21 protein-coding genes are annotated in these 22531 nt (G+C 67.6%); 8 read left to right on the top strand and 13 right to left on the bottom strand.

Features of this window, described 5'->3' with window-relative positions; translation table 11 throughout:
* The 5 genes from JHD80_RS09565 to JHD80_RS09545 form a co-directional block, all read right to left on the bottom strand.
* The coding region (locus JHD80_RS09565; RefSeq protein WP_199086448.1) for a PAS domain-containing protein at positions 1-441 on the bottom strand (441 nt) is incomplete at its 3' end.
* Positions 442-507: 66 nt separating this feature from the next.
* Complete coding sequence (locus JHD80_RS09560; protein WP_199086446.1) at positions 508-1020, bottom strand: chemotaxis protein CheW; 513 nt, start codon at positions 1018-1020, stop codon at positions 508-510.
* A complete protein-coding gene (locus tag JHD80_RS09555) occupies positions 1017-3341 on the bottom strand; it encodes a chemotaxis protein CheA (RefSeq protein WP_199086444.1) in 2325 nt (774 codons plus the stop codon). Before JHD80_RS09555 ends, JHD80_RS09560 begins: the two co-directional genes overlap by 4 nt.
* A gap of 10 nt (positions 3342-3351) precedes the next feature.
* Positions 3352-3711, bottom strand: coding sequence for a response regulator (locus JHD80_RS09550; protein WP_047578672.1), 360 nt, complete (start codon positions 3709-3711; stop codon positions 3352-3354).
* A 6-nt stretch (positions 3712-3717) separates the two neighbouring features.
* Positions 3718-3999 carry an STAS domain-containing protein gene (locus tag JHD80_RS09545; RefSeq protein ID WP_199086442.1) on the bottom strand — a complete coding sequence of 94 codons (282 nt, stop codon included), beginning with the start codon at positions 3997-3999 and terminating at the stop codon, positions 3718-3720.
* Between JHD80_RS09545 and JHD80_RS09540 the strand changes: the two genes are divergently transcribed.
* A complete protein-coding gene (locus tag JHD80_RS09540) occupies positions 3992-4144 on the top strand; it encodes a hypothetical protein (RefSeq protein ID WP_199086440.1) in 153 nt (50 codons plus the stop codon). The two genes, JHD80_RS09545 and JHD80_RS09540, sit on opposite strands and share 8 nt — an antisense overlap.
* Before the next feature lie 90 nt (positions 4145-4234).
* Here JHD80_RS09540 and JHD80_RS09535 read toward each other — a convergent pair whose 3' ends face one another.
* Positions 4235-4702, bottom strand: a complete 468-nt coding sequence (locus JHD80_RS09535; RefSeq protein WP_199086437.1) for a response regulator — start codon at positions 4700-4702, stop codon at positions 4235-4237.
* 55 nt (positions 4703-4757) lie between these two features.
* Positions 4758-6230: a methyl-accepting chemotaxis protein gene (locus JHD80_RS09530; RefSeq protein WP_199086435.1), complete on the bottom strand. Its 1473-nt coding sequence runs from the start codon at positions 6228-6230 to the stop codon at positions 4758-4760.
* Positions 6231-6510: 280 nt separating this feature from the next.
* Here JHD80_RS09530 and JHD80_RS09525 point away from each other — a divergent pair, with 280 nt between their 5' ends.
* On the top strand, positions 6511-7257 hold the full coding sequence (locus JHD80_RS09525; protein WP_199086433.1) for a superoxide dismutase: 747 nt from the start codon (positions 6511-6513) through the stop codon (positions 7255-7257).
* 114 nt (positions 7258-7371) lie between these two features.
* Here JHD80_RS09525 and JHD80_RS09520 read toward each other — a convergent pair whose 3' ends face one another.
* The 6 genes from JHD80_RS09520 to JHD80_RS09495 all read right to left on the bottom strand — a co-directional run bounded on the left by JHD80_RS09520 (position 7372) and on the right by JHD80_RS09495 (position 14595).
* The gene (locus tag JHD80_RS09520; protein ID WP_199086431.1) at positions 7372-8595 is read right to left on the bottom strand and encodes an MFS transporter; all 1224 of its coding nucleotides are present in this window, start codon (positions 8593-8595) and stop codon (positions 7372-7374) included.
* A 169-nt stretch (positions 8596-8764) separates the two neighbouring features.
* On the bottom strand, positions 8765-10252 hold the full coding sequence (locus tag JHD80_RS09515) for a M81 family metallopeptidase (RefSeq protein ID WP_199086429.1): 1488 nt from the start codon (positions 10250-10252) through the stop codon (positions 8765-8767).
* Positions 10253-10289: 37 nt separating this feature from the next.
* On the bottom strand, positions 10290-11135 hold the full coding sequence (locus JHD80_RS09510) for an ABC transporter permease (RefSeq protein ID WP_199086427.1): 846 nt from the start codon (positions 11133-11135) through the stop codon (positions 10290-10292).
* Positions 11132-12064, bottom strand: a complete 933-nt coding sequence (locus tag JHD80_RS09505; RefSeq protein ID WP_199086425.1) for an ABC transporter permease subunit — start codon at positions 12062-12064, stop codon at positions 11132-11134. Before JHD80_RS09505 ends, JHD80_RS09510 begins: the two co-directional genes overlap by 4 nt.
* A gap of 30 nt (positions 12065-12094) precedes the next feature.
* Positions 12095-13654, bottom strand: a complete 1560-nt coding sequence (locus tag JHD80_RS09500) for an ABC transporter substrate-binding protein (RefSeq protein WP_199086423.1) — start codon at positions 13652-13654, stop codon at positions 12095-12097.
* Positions 13655-13716: 62 nt separating this feature from the next.
* A complete protein-coding gene (locus tag JHD80_RS09495) occupies positions 13717-14595 on the bottom strand; it encodes a MurR/RpiR family transcriptional regulator (RefSeq protein ID WP_199086421.1) in 879 nt (292 codons plus the stop codon).
* A 141-nt stretch (positions 14596-14736) separates the two neighbouring features.
* Between JHD80_RS09495 and JHD80_RS09490 the strand changes: the two genes are divergently transcribed.
* The 6 genes from JHD80_RS09490 to JHD80_RS09465 all read left to right on the top strand — a co-directional run bounded on the left by JHD80_RS09490 (position 14737) and on the right by JHD80_RS09465 (position 22531).
* Entirely contained in the window at positions 14737-16014 is a 1278-nt protein-coding gene (locus tag JHD80_RS09490; RefSeq protein WP_199086419.1) for an NAD(P)/FAD-dependent oxidoreductase, read from the top strand.
* A gap of 159 nt (positions 16015-16173) precedes the next feature.
* Positions 16174-17811: a methyl-accepting chemotaxis protein gene (locus tag JHD80_RS09485; protein ID WP_199086417.1), complete on the top strand. Its 1638-nt coding sequence runs from the start codon at positions 16174-16176 to the stop codon at positions 17809-17811.
* 25 nt (positions 17812-17836) lie between these two features.
* Positions 17837-18301 (top strand): chemotaxis protein CheW, encoded by a 465-nt coding sequence (locus JHD80_RS09480; RefSeq protein WP_199086415.1) that lies wholly within the window; start codon positions 17837-17839, stop codon positions 18299-18301.
* Positions 18301-19572, top strand: coding sequence for a CheR family methyltransferase (locus JHD80_RS09475; protein WP_199086413.1), 1272 nt, complete (start codon positions 18301-18303; stop codon positions 19570-19572). Before JHD80_RS09480 ends, JHD80_RS09475 begins: the two co-directional genes overlap by 1 nt.
* Positions 19572-20267, top strand: coding sequence for a chemotaxis protein CheW (locus tag JHD80_RS09470; RefSeq protein ID WP_199086411.1), 696 nt, complete (start codon positions 19572-19574; stop codon positions 20265-20267). The genes JHD80_RS09475 and JHD80_RS09470 overlap by 1 nt, the downstream gene beginning before the upstream one ends.
* Positions 20264-22531: a hybrid sensor histidine kinase/response regulator gene (locus JHD80_RS09465; RefSeq protein WP_199086409.1), complete on the top strand. Its 2268-nt coding sequence runs from the start codon at positions 20264-20266 to the stop codon at positions 22529-22531. The genes JHD80_RS09470 and JHD80_RS09465 overlap by 4 nt, the downstream gene beginning before the upstream one ends.

Below are 22531 nucleotides of genomic sequence, written 5' to 3'. Positions count from 1 at the left end.
CTCCTGCGCCTCGCCGAAGAAGCGCAGCAGCGCCTTGCTGACATAGACGACGCGCCCGGCGGGATCGCAGAGCATGACGCTGGCGCGGCCGTGATCGAGCGCGGCGCGCAGCCTTTCGGCTTCCTGGGTCTGCTCCTGGATCGACGCGAGCGCGCGCGACAGGTCAGCCCCCTCGCCCGATCCGGACATGTCGGACAGCGCGATCTCGCCGCTCTCGGCCAGGCGGGCCGCAGCCGCGGCGCCGCGCGCGAGCGGGCGGGTGGTACCCCAGGCGGCAAGACCGCCCAAGAGCGCAACGGCCGTTACGGCAGCGGCGCCCATGGCGGGCGCTCCGGCGACGGCGGCATAGGATGCCAGGCTGCCGGCGAGCGCCGCCGAACCGGCGGCGAGCAGCGGCTGGCTGACCGAGAGACGTGAGAAGGGGCCGAGCGCGCTGCCCATAAGGTTCGATCGTTTCTTGTTCTCGCCCGCTTGTTGAACGCTACGCTCGGGCTGGTCTCTAAAAGGTCAGGCGGCCCGGCTGGTCTTGATCTGGGCCTCGGCGCCGCCGTCGCGGATCACGGCCGCGAGGTCGAGCAGCGCGACGATATCGGTGTCGAGCAGGACGAGGCCCTCGATCAGGCCGTGCTCGTCGCGCTCCAGGTCGGGAGCCGGGCGAACCGCGGAAACCGGCACGTCGACGATGTCCGAGACCGAGTCGACCAGCAGGCCGGCGGTCTTGTCCTCGACATCCACGACGACGATGACATGAGTCGCCGTCGCCTCGGTGGCGCCGAGCCCGATCGCGGTGCGCAGGTCGTAGACGGCCAGGATGACGCCGCGCAGGTTGAGCACGCCGCGCACATGCGGGGCCGCATGGGGCAGCGGCGTTGTCGCCTGCCAGCCCTTGATCTCGCGGACCATGCCGACATCGATGCCGAAGGTGCGATCGCCGACCTTGAAGGTCACGATCCGGCGCGCAGCCGATTCAGGCTGCGCCGACGAGAAGTGCTTTTCGCCGAGTTGGAGGGTCATGGTCATCCAGCCATCTTGAGGTCAGATTGAGGGGGACGGTTGCCGGTCGCGGCAAGCCGCAGCATCGAGTCGATATCCAGGATCAGGGCGACGAGGCCGTCGCCGAGGATCGTCGCAGCCGAGGCGCCGTTGACCGCGCCGTAATTCGCCTCGAGGCTCTTCACGACGACCTGCTGCTGCCCGACGATCTCGTCGACGGCGATGCCGACATTGTTGCCGCGCTCGGTCTCGGCGATGATGACGATGTTCTCATGGGTCTGGCCCATCGACCCCATCACGTCGCCCAGCCGGTATAGCGGGGTGACTTCGCCGCGCCAGCGTAGGACTTCCTGGCCGAAGGGCAGGCGCTCGATCGGCGTCGAGGCCAGATGCTGCGTCTCGATCACCGAGGCGATCGGGATGACGTAGCGGTCGTCGCCGCAGCGGATCACCATGCCCTCCAGCACGGCGAGCGTCAGCGGCAGGGCGAGCGTGAACTTGCAGCCCCGGCCCGGCTCGGAATCGACGCTGATGCGCCCGCCGAGCGACTCGACGTTGCGGCGCACGACGTCCATGCCGACGCCGCGGCCCGACACGTCGCTGATGACCTCGGCCGTCGACAGGCCGGCGGCGAAGATGAGCTGGTCGATCTCCTCCGGCTGCAAGCGCTCGTCGGCGCCGACGAGGCCGCGCGAGCGGGCCTTGGCCAGCAGGCGGTCGCGGCCGATGCCGCGCCCGTCATCGGTGACGGAGATGACGATGCGGCCGGCGCGATGCTCGGCGATCAGCTTGATCGTGCCCTCGCGCGGCTTGCCCGCGGCGACGCGCTCGTCTGGCGTCTCCAGCCCGTGATCCATCGAGTTGCGGATCATATGGGTCAGCGGATCGGCGAGTTCCTCGATGATGGTCTTGTCGACCTCGGTGTTCTCGCCTTCGAGCACCAGGCGCACTTCCTTGCCCAGCGTCTGGGCGAGCTCGCGCACCAGGCGCGGCATGCGCTGGAACACGGCCTTCACCGGCTGCGCACGGACCGCCATGACGTGGTCCTGCAACTCGCGGGTCTGGCGCGATAGCGTCAGCATGCCCTCGGCAGTCTTGGCATGGACGTCATAGGGCAGCGAGCGCACGCATTCGACCAGCATCGACTGGGTGATGACGATCTCGCCGACGAGGTTCATCAGCTTGTCGATGCGATCGAGATCGACGCGGACGCTGACCGCCTGGCGCTGGCGCCCCGAATTGTCGGGCGCAGCCGGGGCACGCGGCGCGGCGCGAGCAACGGCCGGCTCGGCTGCGACAACCGGAGCGGCGACCGCAACCGGGGCCGGCGCAGGCTGGATATCGGGCTCGCTGGCTGCTTCTGGCGCCGCACCGAGCTTGGCGAGGATCGCGGACAGGTCGGCGGCAACCGCACTGGAGACTTCCGGCTCGGCAGCGGGCGCTTCCACGGCCTGCGGAACTTCGATCACGGCTTCCGGCTCGGGGAAGCTGATCTCGAATTCCTCGTTGGCGAGGCTGAAATCGAAGCGGCCGTGCAGGTCCTCGACCGAAAGTTCGGTGCGCAGGTCCACGTCGAAGCGCATCCAGCAATCGCTGACGTCGATGCTTTCGAGCGGCGGCACCTGGCTCAGGTCGCAGCGGATCGAGATGATGTCGTCGGCCGGCAGGGAGCCCAGCACGACGCGCGGCTCGATCACGCGGCGGAACAGATCCGGCTCCGGCATGATGCGCAGGTGCACGTTGCGGCCCGGCTTGCCGGCGGCGGGCGCAGGGGAGGCGGCGGGCTCGTCGTCCCAGCCGTCGTCGGACGCGGCGGCCGGCGCGGGAGCCGCCGTCTTGGCCTCGACCATGGCGAGCAGGTTGCCGAGCGCGGCGATGCCGATGGGCGCATCGTTGTTGGCGGCGGGAACGGCCGGTGCCGGAGCGGGCGCGACGGGAGCCGGCGGCGGCGCGGCGACCGGGGCCTGCGGCTCCTTGCCGACCTGCTCGAGCGCAGCCAGGAGGTCGGGGCGCTCGGTGGCCGGCTCGTCGTTGCGCGCGGCCGAAACCAGGTCGGCAACGGCATCGGCGCAGCGCAGGAACAGCGTGAACGGCGCGTCCTCGACGGCGACGCGGCCGGACCTCAGATGATCGAGCGAAGCCTCGAAGACATGCGCGAAGCCGACCAGCTCCGTGCAGCCGAAGGCACCGGCGCCACCCTTGATCGAGTGGATGGCACGGAAGGCGGCATTGACGTCCTCAGGATCGGTGGAACCCTCGTCGAGAGCCTGGAGCTTCAGCTCCAGCGCGCCGAGGAGTTCTTCGCATTCCTGGAAGAAGGTCTGCTTGAGTTCTGCCAACGGATCCATCGGCCGACCTTCAGTTCTGATAGCGCGCGACGAGGCCGAGCAGCGTGTTGGGTTCGAAGGGCTTGACCATCCAGGCGCTGGCGCCGGCACGGCGGCCCTCGGCCTTGATCTCGGCGCCGTTCTCCGTGGTCAGCACGATGATCGGCGTGTTCTGACCGGCCGGGCGCGAGCGGCAGGCGCGCGTGAACTCGATGCCGTCCATGATCGGCATATTGAGATCGGTGATCACCAGGTCGGGGCGGAACTGGTCGAACTTGTTGAGGCCGTCCTCGCCGTTCTCGGCCTCCGCCACTTCATGGCCGGCATTGCGGAGCGTCAGGCTGAGCAGGCTGAGCAAGGTCTTGGTATCGTCGATCGCCAGGATTTTCATACCTGATCACTCCAGAACGAGAGCGCTGTGAGCGGCATCGAAGCCGATCGCCCGCAAGGATTCGCGGCATTCCTCGGAAGCCGCCTTGAGCGTGACCGAAAGCCCCCGCGCGGCGGCGCTGGTGGCTGCGGAATGAAGAAGCTGGATCCAGAGGCTGGGCAGCGGCCCGGCCTCGGCGCACTCGACGGCGATGCTTTCCCGCTGTTCCAGCGCCACCAGAAGCTGGTTGCGGAACGTCGCGGCCTCGGACCTGCCGAGGAAAGGGGGAAGCGAGACGGTGATGACCATGAAGGGCGACCCAGGATTGCGCCTGGAGCATCACGGCAAACTGGTAAAAACTTCGCTAAATATGTTCAGCCGCATCAATACTCTTGGCATTTTCGCGGCAAGGGCGGCCTACCTTGGGTTGTCGCTGGCCATGGCGGCGATGTGACGAGCCCGAGCGAGCGCGCAAGGACGCCGCGCTGTCGGCCGGAATCGAACAAGGCCCTCGCGTTCCGTTCGGGGAACCTCCGGACAAGGATCAGAAGATGGCGTTGCTGATCGCGCGCGGCACCAGCGTGATCTTGCCCTCGGCTTCCCTGTATTTCCGGGGCATGTTGATGACGCCCGAGAGATGGAGCCAGAGATTGTTCGGCGAGATCGGCTTGGTGACGATCTCATGCGCGCCAAGCTTCGCCGCCTGGACGACCGAGCGCCGGTCCGGCCGCTCCATCATCACCAGCACCGGGGCCTTCGCGAAGGGCGAGGTCTTGAAGGAGCGGATCGCCGCCAGGCATTTGATGCTGTTCCCCTCCGGCATGTCCCAGTCGAGGATGACGATGTTCGGCTGCTTCTGGATGAAGGTCGAGGCTGCCGAGGACAGGTCCGACGCCTCGAAGATGCGGTTGAGCTGCGCCTGATACAGCATCGTGCGCACGATCCGGCGGTAATGCGGGCTCGGATCGATGAGCAGCACCGACAGGTTGGGGAAGGAAGGCGCTATATGCATGGCGCTGGCTCGGGAACTCGCTCACTCAACTCGACAGGTTACGCACGGCAGACGACTAGACCTTGAGCCCGAAGCGGAAAGCGCCCCAGTGCCGGCCCTTGACCATGATCGGCGCCGACAGGTCCTCCATCACCAGGAACTGCCCGCCGCCCATGTCACGCCGGTAGCTCTGCAGCAGGAACGGCTTGCGGTTGCGCGCGGCGGCAAGCCCGGTCCGGTCGTCGAAGATGCGCCGGTTGCGGCAATTCGCATTGTTCCAGACCGGATCGTTGCCCTGGGCTTGCGCATACTTGCGGTTATGCGTCGGCAGGAAGCCGTTGCGGTCGACGGCCGCGCAGAACACGATCCGCCCGTTCGAGGTCAGCAATTCCTCCTGCAACGGCGGCAGCAGCCGGTCGGTCAGCGCGACGAAGCGCGTCATGTGCTGGACGGGGTCCGAGCCCCGCACCGGCTGGTAGGCCTCGTCGAACAGGTCCGCTAGCCCGATCTCCCCACGCGCCAGCGCCGCCTCGAACAACTCACCGATCCGGCCGGCGGTCTCCATGGCCGTCGCGATCAGCTCCGACTGCGCAGTGCGCACGCCCGACGCCGCGATCGAGCCGAGGATGCCTTCGCTGATAGCCACCAGCGCCTCGGTGCGCTGCCCCGCCTGCTGGAGATTGTCGGTGGAAGCGTCGACTCCGCTGACCAGCGCCGCGAGGTCCTGCCCCGCCTTGGCGCAAGCCTCCGCATTCTCGCGCGTGGGACGTGACACCGCCTCGATCTCGCCGATCAGCCCGACCACCGAACGGCCGAAGCTGTCGAACTCCCCGATCTGCTGCGAGATGGTCTGGCTGCCCACCTGCGCGCGCTGCGCGGTCTGCGCATTCTCCTGGCTGCGGCGGGCGACGGCATCGACCGCCTTGACCAGCAGGTCGAGCTGGGCGGCGCTGGCCGCCGTCGCCTCGCGGGTCTGCTCCGCCAGGGCCTTCACGGCAGCAGCAATGACCGCGAAACCCTTGCCGGCCTCGCCGCTGCGCGCCGCCTCGACGCCGGCATTGATCGACAGGAGCTGGATCTCGCGTGTGATCGACTGGATCGCATCGCTGGACGCCCGCGCCTTGTGCGCGTCGCCGACGGCCTGCGCCAGCGCCTGCGACATCGATTGCGCTTCCTGGGACAGGGTCTCGATATCGGCCTGCGCGGCATTGAGTCCGAGCCGGACCGATTTCGTCACGCGTTCCAACCCGTTGCGGACACCGGAAGCGGCCGCCTGCGCGCCCTCGGCCGCCTGCCGGATCGCGTTATTGGCCTGCGAGACCTGCTCGACGGCGCCGACCACCCGGCGCAGGCCCGCCGTCTGCTTGTCGAATTGCTGCGTCACGTCGCCGACACGCCCGGCGATATCGGTGATCTCGGCGCTGAGCTTGCCGAAGCGGGCGGCGATTTCGCGCACCGCGCGCTCGGCGCCGGCCCCTGCCGGCTCGCCATCGGGGCCTGGCAGCACAGCACGAACGGGCAGATCGAGCTTGCGAGCCAGTGCATGCATGGCGGGACGCCCCTTCAACCCGGGAAGATTTCTTCCAGAACCGTAGAGAAACGCGGTAAATCGCAGGTTAAGAGCTGTTTCCGGCGACTTAACCAGATCGCTGCGCCCGGCATGATCGCATGGCTGCCCCTGGGTCAACCCGCCGCATTCTCGTGCTACAGCTCCTTGATCGACAGCGGACCCGTGACGGGCATCGCGCGTTGAGCAGGAAGAAACCAAGACGCCCTGGCCCGACCGTTCCCGCGTCGCGCGCCGCCCGAATGCTTTCAGGAGGATCGTCATGACCGCAGTTTCCGCCCTCTCCCGCCGCGGCCTGATCGGCCTCGGTGCTGCCACGCTCGCCATCGCCGCCGCGCCGAAGGTCTGGGCCCAGGCGGCTGCGCCCGCCGCGCCGGCCGCGCCGTTCGCGCTGCCCAAGCGTGCCTATGAGGCCAATGCGCTGGAGCCGCATATCGACGCGGCCACGATGGACATCCATTACAACCGCCACCACGCGGCCTATGTCGCGGCGCTGAACAACGCCGCCAAGGACAATGGCGTCATCGCCAAGGCCTCGGTCGGGGAGCTGATCGCCGATCTCAACCAGGTGCCGGAGAGCATCCGGACCGTCATCCGCAACAATGGTGGCGGCCATGCCAACCACAGCATGTTCTGGGAAGTGATGGGTCCGGGCGCCGGCGGCGCGCCGACCGGCGAGGTCGCCGAGGCGATCACGCGCGATCTCGGCGGCTTCGACAAGTTCAAGGCCGATTTCGAGGCGGCGGGCCTGCGCGTCTTCGGCTCGGGCTGGGTCTTCGTCACCGTCGACAAGGCCGGCAAGCTCGCCCTGCTCGGCAAGCCGAACCAGGACAGCCCGATCATGGACAAGCAGATGGTCCTGCTCGGCAACGACGTCTGGGAGCACGCCTATTACCTGAAATACCAGAACCGCCGCGCCGACTACCTCAAGGGCTGGTGGAACGTGGTCGACTGGAAGAAGGTCAACGAGCGCTACGCCGCCGCCAAGGCCGGCAAGCTGGCGCTCTGACAATACGCGTCATTCTCGGGCGAAGCGACGCTTCGACCCGAGAATCTCGCGCAGGATAAGGCGCTCATCGTCCAGAGATGCTCGGGTCAAGCCCGAGCATGACGGCGCTATGCGCTAGTGGCCGACCTTGGCGCCCTTCGTGCCCTCGCTCAATCGCGGCAGGAACCAGGCGAGCAGGCCCATCAGCGGGATGAAAGAGCAGATCTTGTAGACCATCTCGATGCCGAGATGGTCGGCGAACTCGCCGAGCAGCGCGGCGGCAAGCCCGCCGAGCCCGAACGACAGCCCGTAGAAGAAGCCGCCGACCAGCCCGACGCGGCCGGGCAGCAGCTCCAGCGCGTAGATCAGGATCGCCGCAAACGCGCTCGACATGATCAGGTTGATCACGATCGTCAGCACGCCGGTCCAGAACAGGTCGGCATAGGGCAGGATCAGCGTGAACGGCAGCGCGCCCAGGATCGAGAACCAGATGATCTTGTTGCGGCCGATCCGGTCGCCCAGCATGCCGCCGGCCAGCGCGCCCGCCGCCGAGGAGGCGAGGAACAGGAACAGCATCACCTGCGAGTTCTGGATCGAGATGCCGAACTTGCCCATCAGGTAGAAGGTGTAGAACGAGGAGAAGCTCGCCGAATAGGCGTTCTTCGAGAACAGCAGGATGATCAGGATCGAAATCGCGAAGGCGACCGAGCGCTTGCCGGGACGGGCGGGCGCTGCGCTCGCAGCCGCGGCTTTCGGAGGCCTTGCCCTGTCGAGCCGGGCATAGCTCGCCGCCGTCCAGACCATCAGCATCATCGCGACCAGCGCCGCGACCGAGAACCAGGCGAGGCTCCCCTGCCCGCGCGGCACGATGACGAAGGCGGCGAGCAGCGGCCCGAGTGCCCCGCCGGTCTGCCCGCCGACCTGGAAGATGCCTTGCGCCAGGCCGTGCTGGCCGCCCGAAGCGTTACGCGCCATGCGCGTCGCTTCCGGATGGAAGATCGAGGAGCCGATGCCGACGCAGGCCGCCGAGAGCAGCAGGAAGCCGTAGCTGCCGGCATAGGCGAGCCCGATCAGGCCGGCGAGGGTGAAGCCCATGCCGACCACCATCGAATAGGGCATCGGATGCTTGTCGGTATAGAGCCCGACCGCCGGCTGGAGCAGCGAGGCCGAAACCTGGAAGGTCAGCGTGATCAGGCCGATCTGGCCGAAATCGAGCCGGTAGGAGTCCTTGATGATCGGATAGATCGCCGGGATCAGCGACTGGATCATGTCGTTGAGCAGATGCGTGAAGCTCAGCGCGATCAGCACCGGCATCATGGCGCGTTGCGGCAGGGAGGCGGTCGGCGCGCTGGCGGTCATCTGGCAGGTTCCGCAGCGTCTCCGGCAGGCCGATTCCTGCCTCGTGACGCGGCCGAAGGCTCTAGACGATCATCGCCACGCGCACAATTTCATCAGCCGGCGTCACGGCATTGCGCTGGCCGCATGGACCGGCGGCGGGCGCCCCGAACGGGACACCCGCGTTTCGGGCTCACGCCACCTTGTCGAGCGGATAGAGCGGCCGCCGCACGCGGCGATAGGGCAGCTTGCTGAGATCCGGCGTGCAGAGCGCTCCGCTGTCGCAGACGATGACCTTGCCGGCGATCGGCTCGAAGGCGGCGCGGAAATGCTGCATCGACTTCAGCCCCACGACGCGCTTGGCCGCCGGATCGATGCCGAAGGCGCGGAACTGCTGGAGATCGTTCATCTGCGCGCGGATCGTGGTGACGAGGATATCGATATCGCCGACGCGCAGCACGGCACAAGGTCCCCAGCTCGCGCTCAACCCGCCCATCATCGGGCCGTCGCCGACATAATCGCCATCGCTGACGCGGACGAGAATACCGGTGAGGTCGAGCGGCCCGCCGCCGATCTCCGGATCGACCTTGCCGCCGAGCCGGACCGAAACCGTCGCGCCCGGTTGGCCCTTGCGCAATTCGGCCGCGACCTCCGGATCGACCATCGGCCCGAAGCAGGCATCCCCAAGATCGGCGGCGATCATGCCCTTGAGCAGGCCGGTCGCGTCGCCATAACCGCCACCACCGGGATTGTCGGCATAATCCGCGATGATCAGCGGCCCCTTCGTCGCGACATAGGATTTCGCTTCCGCGACCGCATCCTCGACCGAGAGGAAGGGCGTCACCACGTCGAAGCGGCGTTGCCACATGTCCTCGACCAGCGCCTCCGCGAAGGCCTGGTGTTTCTCGCGCTCGCCCTCGCAGGTGACGAGCACGGTCGGGCCGACCTCACGGATATCTGCATTACCGAAGCCGCCATTGACGCTGACCGCGAAGACGCCCGCTTCCGTCTCATAGGCCTTGGCCTTGGCGATGCGTTCGACCATCGGGCCGATATCGGTGCGCCCGCCATTGACCTCCTCCAGCATCGGCCGCTCGGCCCGCAGCGTCACCGGCCTGATCTCGCCCTTCATCGTCCGCTGCAGGATGCCGGCCGCGAGCTTGCCGGTCTCGCGCATGTCGACATGCGGATAGGTCTTGTAGGACACGACGATATTGGCGAGCTCGGTCATCTTGCGGGTGACGTTGGCATGGGGATCGAGCGTGATGCCGATCGGCACGTCCGGTCCCAGCACGGCGCGGACCCGCTCCAGCAATTCCCCCTCCCCGTCCTCGCAGAACTCCGTGACCATCGCGCCGTGCAGGCCGAGCAGCATGCCGTCGATCTTGCCGGCATGGGCTTTCGCAGTCTCGACGATGACGCCCGCAATCCGGTCGAAGGCATCGCGCGTCACCGGGCCGGAGGGCTGCGCGGCGGCGCTGATCGCATGGATGACCGTCCAGCCGGCCGGGCGGCCGATATCGAGGAAGCCGGCGATCGGCGTATTGGCCTCGCCCCGCGCGGCGATAGCGTCGTCGCCGAGCTTGATGCCGCGATCGGTGAAGGCGGCGTAATCGGCCGGGCAGCGGCTGAAGGTGTTGCTCTCATGCGAGAACTCGGCGGTCAGGACGGTGAAGCTCATGGCGTTCCTCTGGCTGTTTCGCGCGTTTCTTGTCGTGTCAGCCGTCCCGAAGCGGGCGGCGGATATCGAGCGCCTCGATCAGCGCATCGCCGAACAGGTTGATGGCGATGACCGCGGTGGCGATGACGAGGCCGGGAAAGATGATGATCCAGGGCGCAATGAAGATCTGCGCGGTGCCGGAGCTCATCATCGCCCCCCAGCTCGGAACCGGCGGCTGTGCGCCCAGCCCGAAGAAGCCGAGCGTGGCTTCGAGCACGATCGCATCGCCCGTCGCCAGCATGCCGGCGACGATGACCGGCGTCATCGCGTTGGGCAGGAGATGCATGAACAGCACGCGCGCGGGTCTTGCCCCCGCCGTCACCGCTGCATCGACGAAGAGTTCGCCCTTCAGCGCCATCACCTGCGCCCGCGTCAGCCGGGTGAACTGCGCGAGATAGGCGATAGCAATGGCAATGGCCGTCGAATGCAGCCCGGGCCCCAGGATCGCGATGAGGATCAGCGCCAGCAGGATTTCCGGAAAGGACCAGGTTAGGTCGACGAAGACCGTGACGACCTTGTCGAAGATGCCGCCGAAATAGCCGGCGGCGGCGCCAAGCGTCGCGCCCATCAGGACCGAGAGCGCGATCGAGAGCACGCTGACGCTGAGCGAGGTGCGTGCGCCCTGGACGATGCGTGAGAGCAAATCGCGCCCGAACTCGTCGGTGCCGAGCCAATGCGCCGCCGAGGGCGGTGTGTTGGCGATGGAGAGCTTCTGCGCGGCATAATCATAGGGCGCGATCCACGGCGCGAAGATCGCGCAGAGCACGAGCGCGAGCAGGAACAGCGCGCAGATGGCGCCGCGCGGCGACCGGAGGATGCGACCGGCGAGAGAGGAGCGGCTCATCGGGCACCCATGGCTTCGCGCAGGCGCGGATCGAGGGCCGCCTGGGCAAGATCGCCGATCAGCGTGCCGAGCATTACCGCGATCGCCAGCATCAGCAGGCAGCCCTGCACCAGCGGATAGTCGCGTTGGCCGAGCCCCGTGATCAGCAGCGAGCCGAGCCCCGGCCGGGCGAAGACGTATTCGACCGTGACCGCACCGCCCAGAATCCAGCCGATGCGCAGGCCGAGAATGGTCATCACCGGCAGCATCGCCTGCTGCAGGATATGGCGCAGCTGGATGCGCCAGAACGGCACCCCCTTGGCCTGCAGCACGCGCACGAAATCACGGCTCGCGATCTCGACCATGGCGGCGCGGGTGACGCGGGCGATCAGCGCTGTGCCGCCGATGCCGATGGTCAGCGCCGGCAGCACCAGCGCGTCCCATGTCCGTGCGCCCGAGACGGGGAACCATTCGAACTGCACCGCGAACATCAGGATCATCAGGAGCGCCAGCCAGAAGCTCGGCAGCGTCGAGCCCAGCAGGATGAAGCCCATCACCGCCCGGTCGAACAGGCTATCGCGGAAGGAGGCTGCGAGCACGCCGGTGACGATCCCGACCACCGTCGAGAAGAGCAGCGCCGTGCCGCCGAGCGCGAGGCTATGCGGCATGTTCTCGGCGATGAGCTGCGAAACCGGCTGGCGCATCACGATGGCGTCGCCGAAATCGCCGGTGACGACCTTGGCGAGCCAGCGCTCGTACTGGACCAGCAGCGGCTGGTCCAGGCCGTAGCGCGCAATCATCTGCGCCCGCTGCTCGGGCGAGGAGCCGACCTGGATCAGGTGTTCCAGCGGGTCGCCCGGCACGAGATGGATGATCATGAAGATCACCAGCGAGACGGCGAGGAAGACCGGCACCAGCATGGCGAGACGCCGGATCGCGAAGCGCAGCACGGGATATCTCCGGCGTGAGTTCGTCCCGGCTCAGTTCGCCGGGGCGATGTCGATCATCGACTGGCTGGAGAAGCCGATGCCGCGGATCGTCTCGGGCATCACGACGCGCTTGCCATAGGCCAGGCTCTGCACCGGCTGGTAGATCGGCGCGAACGGGTACTGCGACAGCACGTATTCGTGGTACTTCGTGAAGTTCGCGACGCGCTCGTCCCAGGTCTTCGACTTGTTCATCGCGATGTCGTTGAGCTTCTCGGCCTCGGGATCGTTGAACATCGAGACATTGGGGTAGCCCGCGCGCTTGGCCGCGAAGAACCAGTCGACGATATCGGCATTGGTCCACTGATAGGCGCGCACCGCGAGCTGGTGCTCGGTCTTCTTGCGGTACTGCGCATTGATCGAGCCGGCGTCGACGATGCTGATATCGGCCTGCATGCCGACCGCCTTGAGCTGCGCCTGGACGATCTCGGCGAGGCGCTTGAACTCGGTGCCGTTCTGGGCCCAGAGCTTCACCTCGAGGCGCTTGCCGTCCTTGACGCGGATGCCGTCAGGGCCGGGCTTCCAGCCGGCTGCGTCGAACACCTTCTTGGAGCGCTCGGGATCGTAGGCGATCTTGTACTTGGGATCGACCTGCGACTCCTTCAGCGAGGAGATCAGGAAGGTGTCGGCGACCGCGCCGTTGCCGCCATAGAGGCTGGTCAGGATTTCGGTCTGGTTCACGGCGAAGGCGGTCGCCTCGCGCATCTTGATGTCGGTGAACGGCTCGACGCTGGTGTTGATCGGCATATAGACCACCTCGTTGCCGGGGATAGTCACGAGCTTCACCGCCTTGTCGGCCTGGATGCGCGGCAGGAAGTCGGTGGGGACATTGACGAGCACGTCGGCGCCGCCGGTCTTCAGTTCGAGATAGGCGGTCGATTCCTCGCCGATCTCGCGGAAGGTCAGCTTCTTGAACTTGGCCGGCCCCTGGTTCTTCGAAAGGTCAGAGGCCGATTTGTAGTCGTCGTTGCGGACGAGCACGGTCTGCTGGCCGACCGTGAACTGCTGCATCTTGTAGGGGCCGGTGCCGATCGCCTCTGTCACGCCGAACTTGTCGCCGAGCGCCTCGTAGGATTTCGGCTCGGGCACGCACATGAACGAGCTGGCGAGGTTGAACAGCAGGTTCGGGTCGGGATGCTTCATGTGGAAGCGGACCGTCACGTCGTCGACCACCTCGACCTTGTCGATCGCCTCGACGGTGAAGGCGTTCTCGGTGCCCTTGAACTGCGGCACCCACCATTCGATCGTCTTGGCGTTGAACGGCTCGCCATTGTGGAACTTCACGCCGGGCTTCAGCTTGAACGTCCAGAGCATGCCGTCCGGGCTCGACTCCCACGAGGTCGCGAGCTGGCCATGGAAGCTCTGGTCGGCATCCTGCACGACCAGGCGATCGAAGATCAGCGTCGTCGCGGTGTTGAGCTTCGTCGCCTTGATCGGGTTGTAGGTCGGCGCGCCGACGAGGCGCGCGGTCATCACGAACGTGGCCTCCTGGGCCAGCGCCGTGGAGGCGGCGAGTGCCGACAGGCCCAGCGCCAACAGGCTCCCCTTGATCATCGTCTTCATCCCGCTTCCCCTTTTGTTTCGAGATGTTGCGAAAGTCGTATCGCCGGCTGCCGTCAGCCGAGCGGGCCGGAACTGTCCCCGACATGGCCGGTGAAGCGGCCGTAGAGCTCTGCCATCCGGTTCAGCCGCGCCTCGACCTGCGGACCGAGCTCGACGAAGACCGCGTTGATCAGCAGGTTGCTGAGGCTCGCCATCTGGGCGGTCGAGTCCCAGAACAGGTTGAACTCGGTCGACACGACCAGCATCTCGTCGACGAGCCCCTGCCCCCAGTCACAGAAGGAATCGGTAATGAGCGTGGTCCTGATGCCCGCCGCCTTCGCCTGCTCGGCCAGCACCTTGGCCATGCGCGAATAGCGCCGCGCCTCGAAGATCACGAGGCAGCGCTCGGTCTCGGACGAGAGCAGCAGGTCCGAGAAATTCCCGGCCGCGAGATCGGCCAGATGCACGCCGTCGCGCAGGTACTGGAGCTGGTTGGCGAGATATTGCGCGAGCCCGCGCTCGGTCTGGAAACCCGTGACATAGACGGAGGACGCCGTCGCCAACCGGCGGGCGACGCGCTTCCACTCCTCGCTCTGCGCCAGTTCGTAGATGCGCACGAGCCCGGCGATCTCCAGTTGCAGACTGCGCGCCAACTGGTCGTCGCCGGCGAGGCTGCGCTGCTGGAAATCGCGCAGGCGGTCGCTGATCAGCCAGGGCCGGTCGCCGATCTCCTCGCCGAGGCTGGCCTTGAGATCCTTCAGGCTCTTGTAGCCGAGCGTCCGGCAGAAGCGCCCCACCGTCGGCTCGCTGAGCGAGACTTTCTCGGCCAGGCTCGCCGCCGTCTCGAAGGGCAGGCTCGCCATCTGCGCCAGCATATAGCTCGCCAGCGCCTTGTCGGCCCTGGAGCCGTTGGCGAGGCAAGCCTGCAATCTCTGGCGAAGCGTCTGCGACATCGGCACTCCCGGACTGCGGGAGATGAAGAAATTTTTCTTTCAATCTGTCAAACGATTTTTATTTTCTTGCAAAACCGGTCCAATTCGGGCTCGGTTCCGCTATGCCCGGTCTCGGGCCGAAGGGGATGGATTCGACGGGCGATGGCGAGCGCGACTGAACAGGCCGATGTGATCGTGCTCGGTGCCGGCATCGTCGGCATCAGCGTGGCGCTACACCTGCAGGAGCGCGGCCGGCGCGTGCTGCTGGTCGATCGCGGCGAGCCTGGCGCCGAGACCAGCCACGGCAATGCCGGGCTGATCGAGCGCTCATCCGTCGTGCCCTATGCCTTCCCGCGCGATATCGCGACGCTGGCCAGCTTGGCCTCGAACCGCTCGATCGCTGTGCGTTATCGCCCAGCGGCCTTGCTGCGGATGGCGCCCTGGCTCGCGCGCTACTGGTGGAATTCGGCCCCGGACCGGCTCGACAGGTTAGGCCGCTCCATCCTGCCGCTGATCGAGCGCTGCATCGATGAGCACCGCCGCTGGACTGTGGCCGCCGGCACCGAGGCCCTGATGCGGGGCGAAGGCTGGATCGAGCTCTACCGCACCCGGCAGGGGCTCGACGCGGCGACCCGGGGGGTAGCCGAGCTTGCTGCCTACGGCCTGACCTACGACCTCCTCGACGAGGATGCGCTGCGCCGCCTTGAGCCGGGCCTGCTCGGCGGGGGCGTTTCCGGCGCCGTGCATTGGCGCGACCCTGTTACCGTCAGCGACCCCGGTGCGGTGACCCGCGCCTATGCCGCGCTGTTCGTCGCGCGGGGCGGCGTCTTGAAGCATGCGGATGCGGGAGGGCTGAACCAGGACGCTGGGGGATGGCGCCTCTCCGCCGACGGCCAGGAATGGCACGCCCCCGAAACCGTCGTCGCGCTCGGCCCCTGGTCGAACGATCTTGTCGAGCGCTTCGGCTACCGTTTCCCGATCGGCTTCAAGCGCGGCTACCACATGCATTACGAAAGCGCTGCCGAAACGGCACCGCGGCATCCGCTCTGCGACGCCCAGGCCGGTTTCGTGCTGACCTCCATGCAGCGCGGCGTGCGCCTGACCACGGGGATCGAACTCGCCGGGCGCGACGAACCCTCGGACTCCTGGCAGCTCGATCGGGCCGAGCGCATCGCGCGGCGGATCGTGCCGCTGGGCCGCCGCCTCGATGCCGAGCCCTGGCGCGGTGCCCGGCCCTGCCTGCCCGACATGCTGCCGATCATCGGCGCCGCCCCACGCCATCGCGGCCTCTGGTTCGCCTTCGGCCATGCCCACCACGGCTTCACGCTGGGCCCCGCGACCGGCCGCCTGCTCGCGGAGATGATGACGGGCGCGCAACCCCTGTGCGATCCCGCGCCCTTCGCGGCCGAGCGCTTCCTGCCCCAGGCCCGCAGCGCCTGAGGGCGCAGCCGCAAAGCTCCACAACCTTCATTCGATATGTTTCCGCAACGGAGATGCAATAACTCCCCGCTAACGATGATCTGCGCACGCTTCGGCTCATGATCACTGCGGCTGCCGGCCGGCTACCGCCGGTTGCGCGCCGCAACGATGGATTGAGCGATGAAGAGCCTGACGATACGCCGCCGCATCCTGATCAGCTTCGCCGCCATTCTCGCGGTCATGACTGCGATGGCCGGGGCCAGCTATTTCTGGTTCCTCGAAACCGAGCGCGAGGTGGTCGACGTCGAGACCAAGACCATTCCCAGCCTGTACTACAGCGCGCAGCTGATGGTGGTCTGGTCGGACAGCACAAGGCTTTCCCGGGACATGGCACGGGCGGACAATGCTGCCGCCAAGAGCCAGGCGAGCGAGGCGATCCTCGCCAACCGGGGGCGGGTGCGCGAGTTGCTCAAATCCTACGAAGGCACGATCGATAGCGACACGGACCGGCGCAACTATACCTTGGCCGCGCAGTTCGTCGACCAGTTCGCGGCGGCCGAGGATGCCATCATCGCCGCCGGCAGGCAGGCGATCGCGAACGGTCAGGCGGCCGATCAATCCGCCGCCATCCGCAGCGATCTCGACCCGATCGCCGCCAAGATGCGCGCCACGCTGCGCGAGATGGTCGATTTCAACAAGAGCGAGGCCGATGTCTCGACCCGCAAGATCGTCTCGATCATCCGCTCCGCCGAGCTCGGGCTGATCGTCTGCTTCGTGATCGCGCTCGTCCTGGCGATCCTCTGCGGCGTGCTGCTGTTCCGGGCCATCACGATGCCGCTCGGCAAGCTGCTCGGCATCGTCGACCTGATGCGGCGCGGCGATTTCAGCGAGCGCCTGACGCTGGAGCGGCGCGACGAATTCAGCACGCTGGCCGACGGCGTCAACGGAATGGCCGACGATCTCGCCGGGCTGATCGGCCAGATCCAGAAATCGAGCATCCAGGTCAACACCTCGATCACCGAGGTCGCCGCCACCTCCAAGGAGCAGCAGGCGACGGCCAACGAGATCGCCGCGACCACGACCGAGATCGGCGCGACGGCCAAGGAGATTTCCGCCACCTCCAACGAGCTCGCCCACACGATGGACGAGGTCTCGGCCGTCGCCGAGCAGACCGCGACGCTCGCCAATGGCGGGCAGGCCGGGCTCGCGCGCATGGAAAGCACGATGCGGCAGGTGATGGAGGCGGCCGGCGCGATCAACGCCAAGCTCGCGATCCTCAGCGAGAAGGCCGGCAACATCAATCAGGTCGTCACCACCATCACCAAGGTCGCCGACCAGACCAACCTGCTCTCGCTCAACGCCGCGATCGAGGCCGAGAAGGCCGGGCAATACGGCCGCGGCTTCGCCGTGGTCGCGACCGAGATCCGCCGCCTCGCCGACCAGACGGCGGTCTCGACCTATGATATCGAGCAGATGGTCAAGGACATCCAGTCGGCCGTCGCGGCCGGCGTGATGGGCATGGACAAGTTCTCCGAGGAGGTCCGCCGCGGCATGCAGGAGGTGCAGCAGGTCGGCGGCCAGCTTTCGGAGATCATCGAGCAGGTTCAAGGGCTGGTGCCGCGCTTCGAGGGCGCCAACGAGGGCATGCAGGCGCAGGCGACGGGCGCGGGCCAGATCAGCGAGGCCCTCTCCCAGCTCAGCGAGGCCGCGCAGCAAACCGTGGAATCGCTGCAGCAGTCGACGCTCGCGATCGACGAGCTCAACCAGGTCTCGAACGGGCTGCGCAACTCGATCTCGCGCTTCAAGCTGCGCGCCTGACAACAAGAGCGGAACGGAACCGCGCATGCTGTTTCTGATGTTCCAGTTGGGGCGTGATCGCTACGTGCTCGAGACCGGGCAGGTCGAGGCCGTGCTGCCGCTGCTCACGGCCAAGCAATTGCCGGGCGCGCCTGCGGGCGTGGCCGGCGCGATCAGCTATCGCGGCCGGCCCGTGCCGGTGGTCGATCTCGCGCTGCTGGCGCTCGGCCGCCCGGCCGAGGCGCGCCTGAGCACCCGCATCATCCTGCTGCGCTACCCGTCTGGCCCTGGCCGTGACGACCTCCTCGGCCTGCTGGTCGAGCAGGCCGTCGAGACGATCGAGCGCGATCCCGCGGACTTCATCACCTCCGGCGTGGAGGCCGGCATGCCGGCCTATCTCGGCCCGGTCGCCAGCGACGAGCGCGGGCTGATCCAGTGGGTGCGGGGGGAGGCCCTGCTCTCGCCGGAAATCCGCGACATCCTGTTCCGCCAGCTTCAGGCGGTACCTTGATGGACGAGACAGCCCAGATCAGGGATTTCGAGAAGCTGCTCAAGGAAACCATCGGCCTGAGCATGGAGACGGTCGGCGCCTCCGTCATCCGCCATGCCCTGAAGCGGCGGATGGCGGCCTGCACCATCTCCGATCTGCACGCCTACTGGGCCTTCGTGACCGCAAACCCCGCCGAGCGGCAGGAGCTGGTCGATGCCGTCATCGTCCCGGAGACCTGGTTCTTCCGCGATCGCGAGGCCTTCGGTGCGATGGTCCGGCACTTGCGCGAGCACCGTAGCGGCGATCGCCCGTTGAAGCTGCTCAGCCTGCCCTGCTCGACCGGCGAGGAGCCTTATTCCATCGCGATGGCCCTGCTCGATGCCGGCTTTCCGGATTGCAGCTTCCAGATCGATGCGATCGACATCAGCAGCCGCAACCTCGTCCATGCCCAGCGCGCCATCTACGGCAGGAACTCCTTTCGCGGCGACGATATCGCCTTTCGGGACCGCTATTTCGAGGCCTGCGAGGGTGGCTTCAAGCCGCACGACATCGTCCGCCGGCAGGTTCGCTTCCGCCTGGGCAACGTGCTCTCCGCAGCAGCGCAGACCGGCCCGGAGGCTTATGATGTCGCCTTCTGCCGGAATCTCCTGATCTATTTCGACCGCGAGACGCAAGGAGCGGCGCTGACTCGCCTCAGGCAGATGCTGGCCGATGACGGGCTGCTGCTGGTCGGCCCGGCCGAATCCGGCCTCCCGCCCCTGCTCGGCTTCGCATCCGTGCGCTTCCCGCGGGCCTTCGCCTTCGTCAAGGCGCCAGCCGCGCGCGCGACAACGGTCGAGCCGCCGGCGCTGCGAAAACCGCGACGGGCGCCGGCGAAGGCTGCCCCCGCGCCGCAGGCCGCCGCGCCGCGACCGGCCTCACGCCCGTTCGTGCAGAAGGCGGCTCCGGCCCAGCCATCCGCATCGTCGCCCGATCGGGCGGACGCCAGCCTGACCGAGATCGAGCGCGCGGCCGATGCCGGGCGCCTGACCGAGGTCCACGCCGCCGCCGAACGCCATATCGCCGAATTCGGCCCGTCGCCGGACGCGTTCTACTGGCTCGGGCTCGCCCATGACGCGGCCGACGCGGCGGAGGACGCGATGCGCAACTACCGCAAGGCACTCTATCTCGCCCCGGACCATCAGCGCGCGCTGGCCCAGCTCAGGCTGCTCCAGCAGCGCCTGGGCGACCATAGCGGCGCCAAGGCCCTGGCCGACCGGCTCGACCGGCTGGCGAAGCGGAGCGGCACCTGATGTCCGCCGAAGCTCATCCGATGACGACCGACGATATCGTCGAGTGCTGGCGCGAGATCGGCGTCAGCGGCGACCGCTCCTGCTCGGAGCTGGAGAAGCATCTCCATTGCCGCAACTGCCCGACCCACGCACAGATCGCCCGCAGGCTGCTCGACCGCCCCTTGCCGGCGGGATACCGGGACGCGTGGACGCAGCATTTCGCGGCGCGTGACGAGACGGCGCCGGAAGGCGAGGAGATCGATAGCGTCCTGATCTTCCGCATCGGCGACGAATGGCTCGGCCTGCCCACGGCGATCTGCCGCGAGATCGCCGAGCCGCGCCCGGTCCATTCCCTGCCCCATCGCCGCAGCGAGGCCGTCCGCGGCATCGTCAATGTCCGCGGCGAATTGCTGATCTGCGTCTCGCTCCCGGCGCTGCTGGGCATCGGCGCCATGTCCTCGGCTCGCGGCACCGACCGGATCGCCGTCTTCCCCCGCCTCGTCGTCACCGGCGAGGAGACCCGGCATGTCGCCTTCGAGGTCGACGAGGTCCATGGCCTCCATGCCTACCGGGCCCATGAGCGCATTGCCGTGCCCGCAACGGTCGGCCGCGCCGCGGCGAGCGTCGTCGCCACGATGATCGCGTGGAACGGCCGCGCAGTCGGCTGCCTCGATGCCGAGCGCCTGCTTGCCCTGATCGACCGGAGCATCGCATGAGCGGCGAGGACCTCAGCGACTTCTCCATGCTCGATCTGTTCCGGGCGGAGCTTGCATCGCAGTCGCAGGCCTTCACCGCCGGCCTGCTGGCGCTGGAACGCGATCCGACCGCCGCCGTCCATCTCGAAGCCTGCATGCGCGCGGCCCATTCCTTGAAGGGCGCCGCCCGCATCATCGACCTCTCGCCGGCGGTTCAGGTCGCGCATGAGATGGAAGAGTGTCTCGTCGCCGCGCAGCACGGAAAAATCCGGCTGAGCCGAGCCCATATCGACACGCTTCTGCAGGGCATCGACCTCCTCGCCGCCATCGCCGCCGGATCGGAGGAATCGGAGCCGGAGACGAAACGCCGGGTCGACGCTTTCGCGCAGATCCTGCGACGAGCTTCCGAAGACCTGGATGCCGCCGGTCCCGCGGCATCCGGCGACAGCGCCGCCCCCGTCGGCGCGGAGCCCATCACGGAGCTGCCGGCACCTGCGGCTTCCCCGCTCCCGGAAACGCCTGCCCCTGCCGGGGACGTGGCGGGTGGCGAGCGCATGGTCAGGGTCACCGCCGACAGCCTGAACCGCCTGCTTGGCCTCGCCGGCGAGTCGCTGATGTCGGCACGCAGGCTGCGGCCGTTCAATGACGGCTTGCTGCGATTGCGACGCATTCAGGCCGAGCTCGCCAAGAGCTTCGAGGACCTGCGCGCCGCGATGCCGGCCGATGCCGACGATCGCGCCGCACAGGCGCTGGCGGCCGCGCAGCTCAAGCTGGCCGAGGGCCAGGCGCTCCTCGCCCAGCGCCTCGACGAGATGGACACGGTCGACCGGCGCGCGACCGATCTCGCCAACCGGCTCTACGACGAGACGCTGGCCAGCCGGATGCGGCCCTTCGAGGACGGCGTGCGGCATTTCCAGCGCAATGTCCGCGACATCGGCCGGGCGCTCGGCAAGACCGTGCGCCTCGACATCGTCGGGGGCGCGACCAGCATCGATCGCGACATCCTCGACCAGCTCGACGCCCCCCTCGGCCATCTCCTGCGCAATGCCGTGGATCACGGCATCGAGATGCCAGAGCAGCGCCGCGCCACCGGTAAGCCGGCCGAGGGGCTGGTGCGGCTGGAAGCCCGGCACAATGCCGGCCTGCTCCAGATCATCGTCTCGGACGATGGCGGCGGCATCGATCTCGAAGCGCTGCGGCAGGCGACGCTGGCGCGAGGCCTCACGACCACCGAGACCGTCTGGGACCTCAGCGACGAGGAACTGCTCGAATTCCTCTTCCTGCCCGGCTTCTCGATGAAGGCGACGGTCAGCGACATCTCGGGCCGCGGCGTCGGCCTCGATGCCGTGCAGGCCATGGTCCGGCAGGTGCGCGGCCAGGTGACCGTCACGTCCGAGCCCGGCATCGGCACCCGCTTCCAGCTCCAGCTCCCGCTGACGCTCTCGGTGATCCGTGCCCTCCTCGTCGAGATCGACGGCGAGCCTTATGCACTGCCGCTGACCGCGATCGCGCGCGCCTTGCGGCTCCCGCGTGACAGGATCGAATTGCTCGAAGGCCGCCCGCATTTCCGCCATGGCGAGCAGCAGGTCGGCCTCGTCACCGCCCACGAGATTCTCGGCCGCGGCGAAGCCGCAGCCGGCGAAACCGAACTGGCGACGGTCGTGGTCGGCGAGGGCGACAATCTCTATGCGCTGGTGGTCGATCGCTTCCTCGGCGAGCGCGAGCTCGTGGTCCGGCCGCTCGACCCGCGTCTCGCCAAGGTCAAGGACGTCAGCGCCGCCGCCCTGATGGACGACGGCTCGCCGGTCCTGATCCTCGATGTCGAGGACCTGATCCGCTCGATGGAGAAGCTCGTCTCCGGCGGGCGCCTCAGGACGCTTGAGCGCAGTGTGGCGCGCACGGGGCAGAAGCGGCGCAAGCGCGTCCTCGTCGTCGACGATTCGCTGACGGTACGCGAGCTCGAGCGCAAGCTGCTCGACCATCACGGCTTCGAGGTCGAGGTCGCCGTTGACGGCATGGACGGCTGGAACGCGGTCCGCTCCGACGCGTTCGACCTCATCGTCACCGATGTCGACATGCCCCGCATGGACGGCATCGAGCTCGTCACCCTGATCAAGCGCGATCCCGGCCTGCGCAACCTGCCGGTGATGATCGTCTCCTACAAGGACCGCGAGGAGGATCGCCGCCGTGGGCTCGATGCCGGTGCCGATTACTATTTGACCAAAGGGAGCTTCCACGACGAAACTTTGATTCATGCTGTGGTCGACCTGATCGGCGAACCATGA

Source organism: Allobosea sp. ASV33 (assembly GCF_016428755.1).
Taxonomy (GTDB): domain Bacteria; phylum Pseudomonadota; class Alphaproteobacteria; order Rhizobiales; family Beijerinckiaceae; genus Allobosea.
Note: the sequence above shows the minus strand (reverse complement) of the source record. Positions and strands in the feature narration are given on the sequence as shown.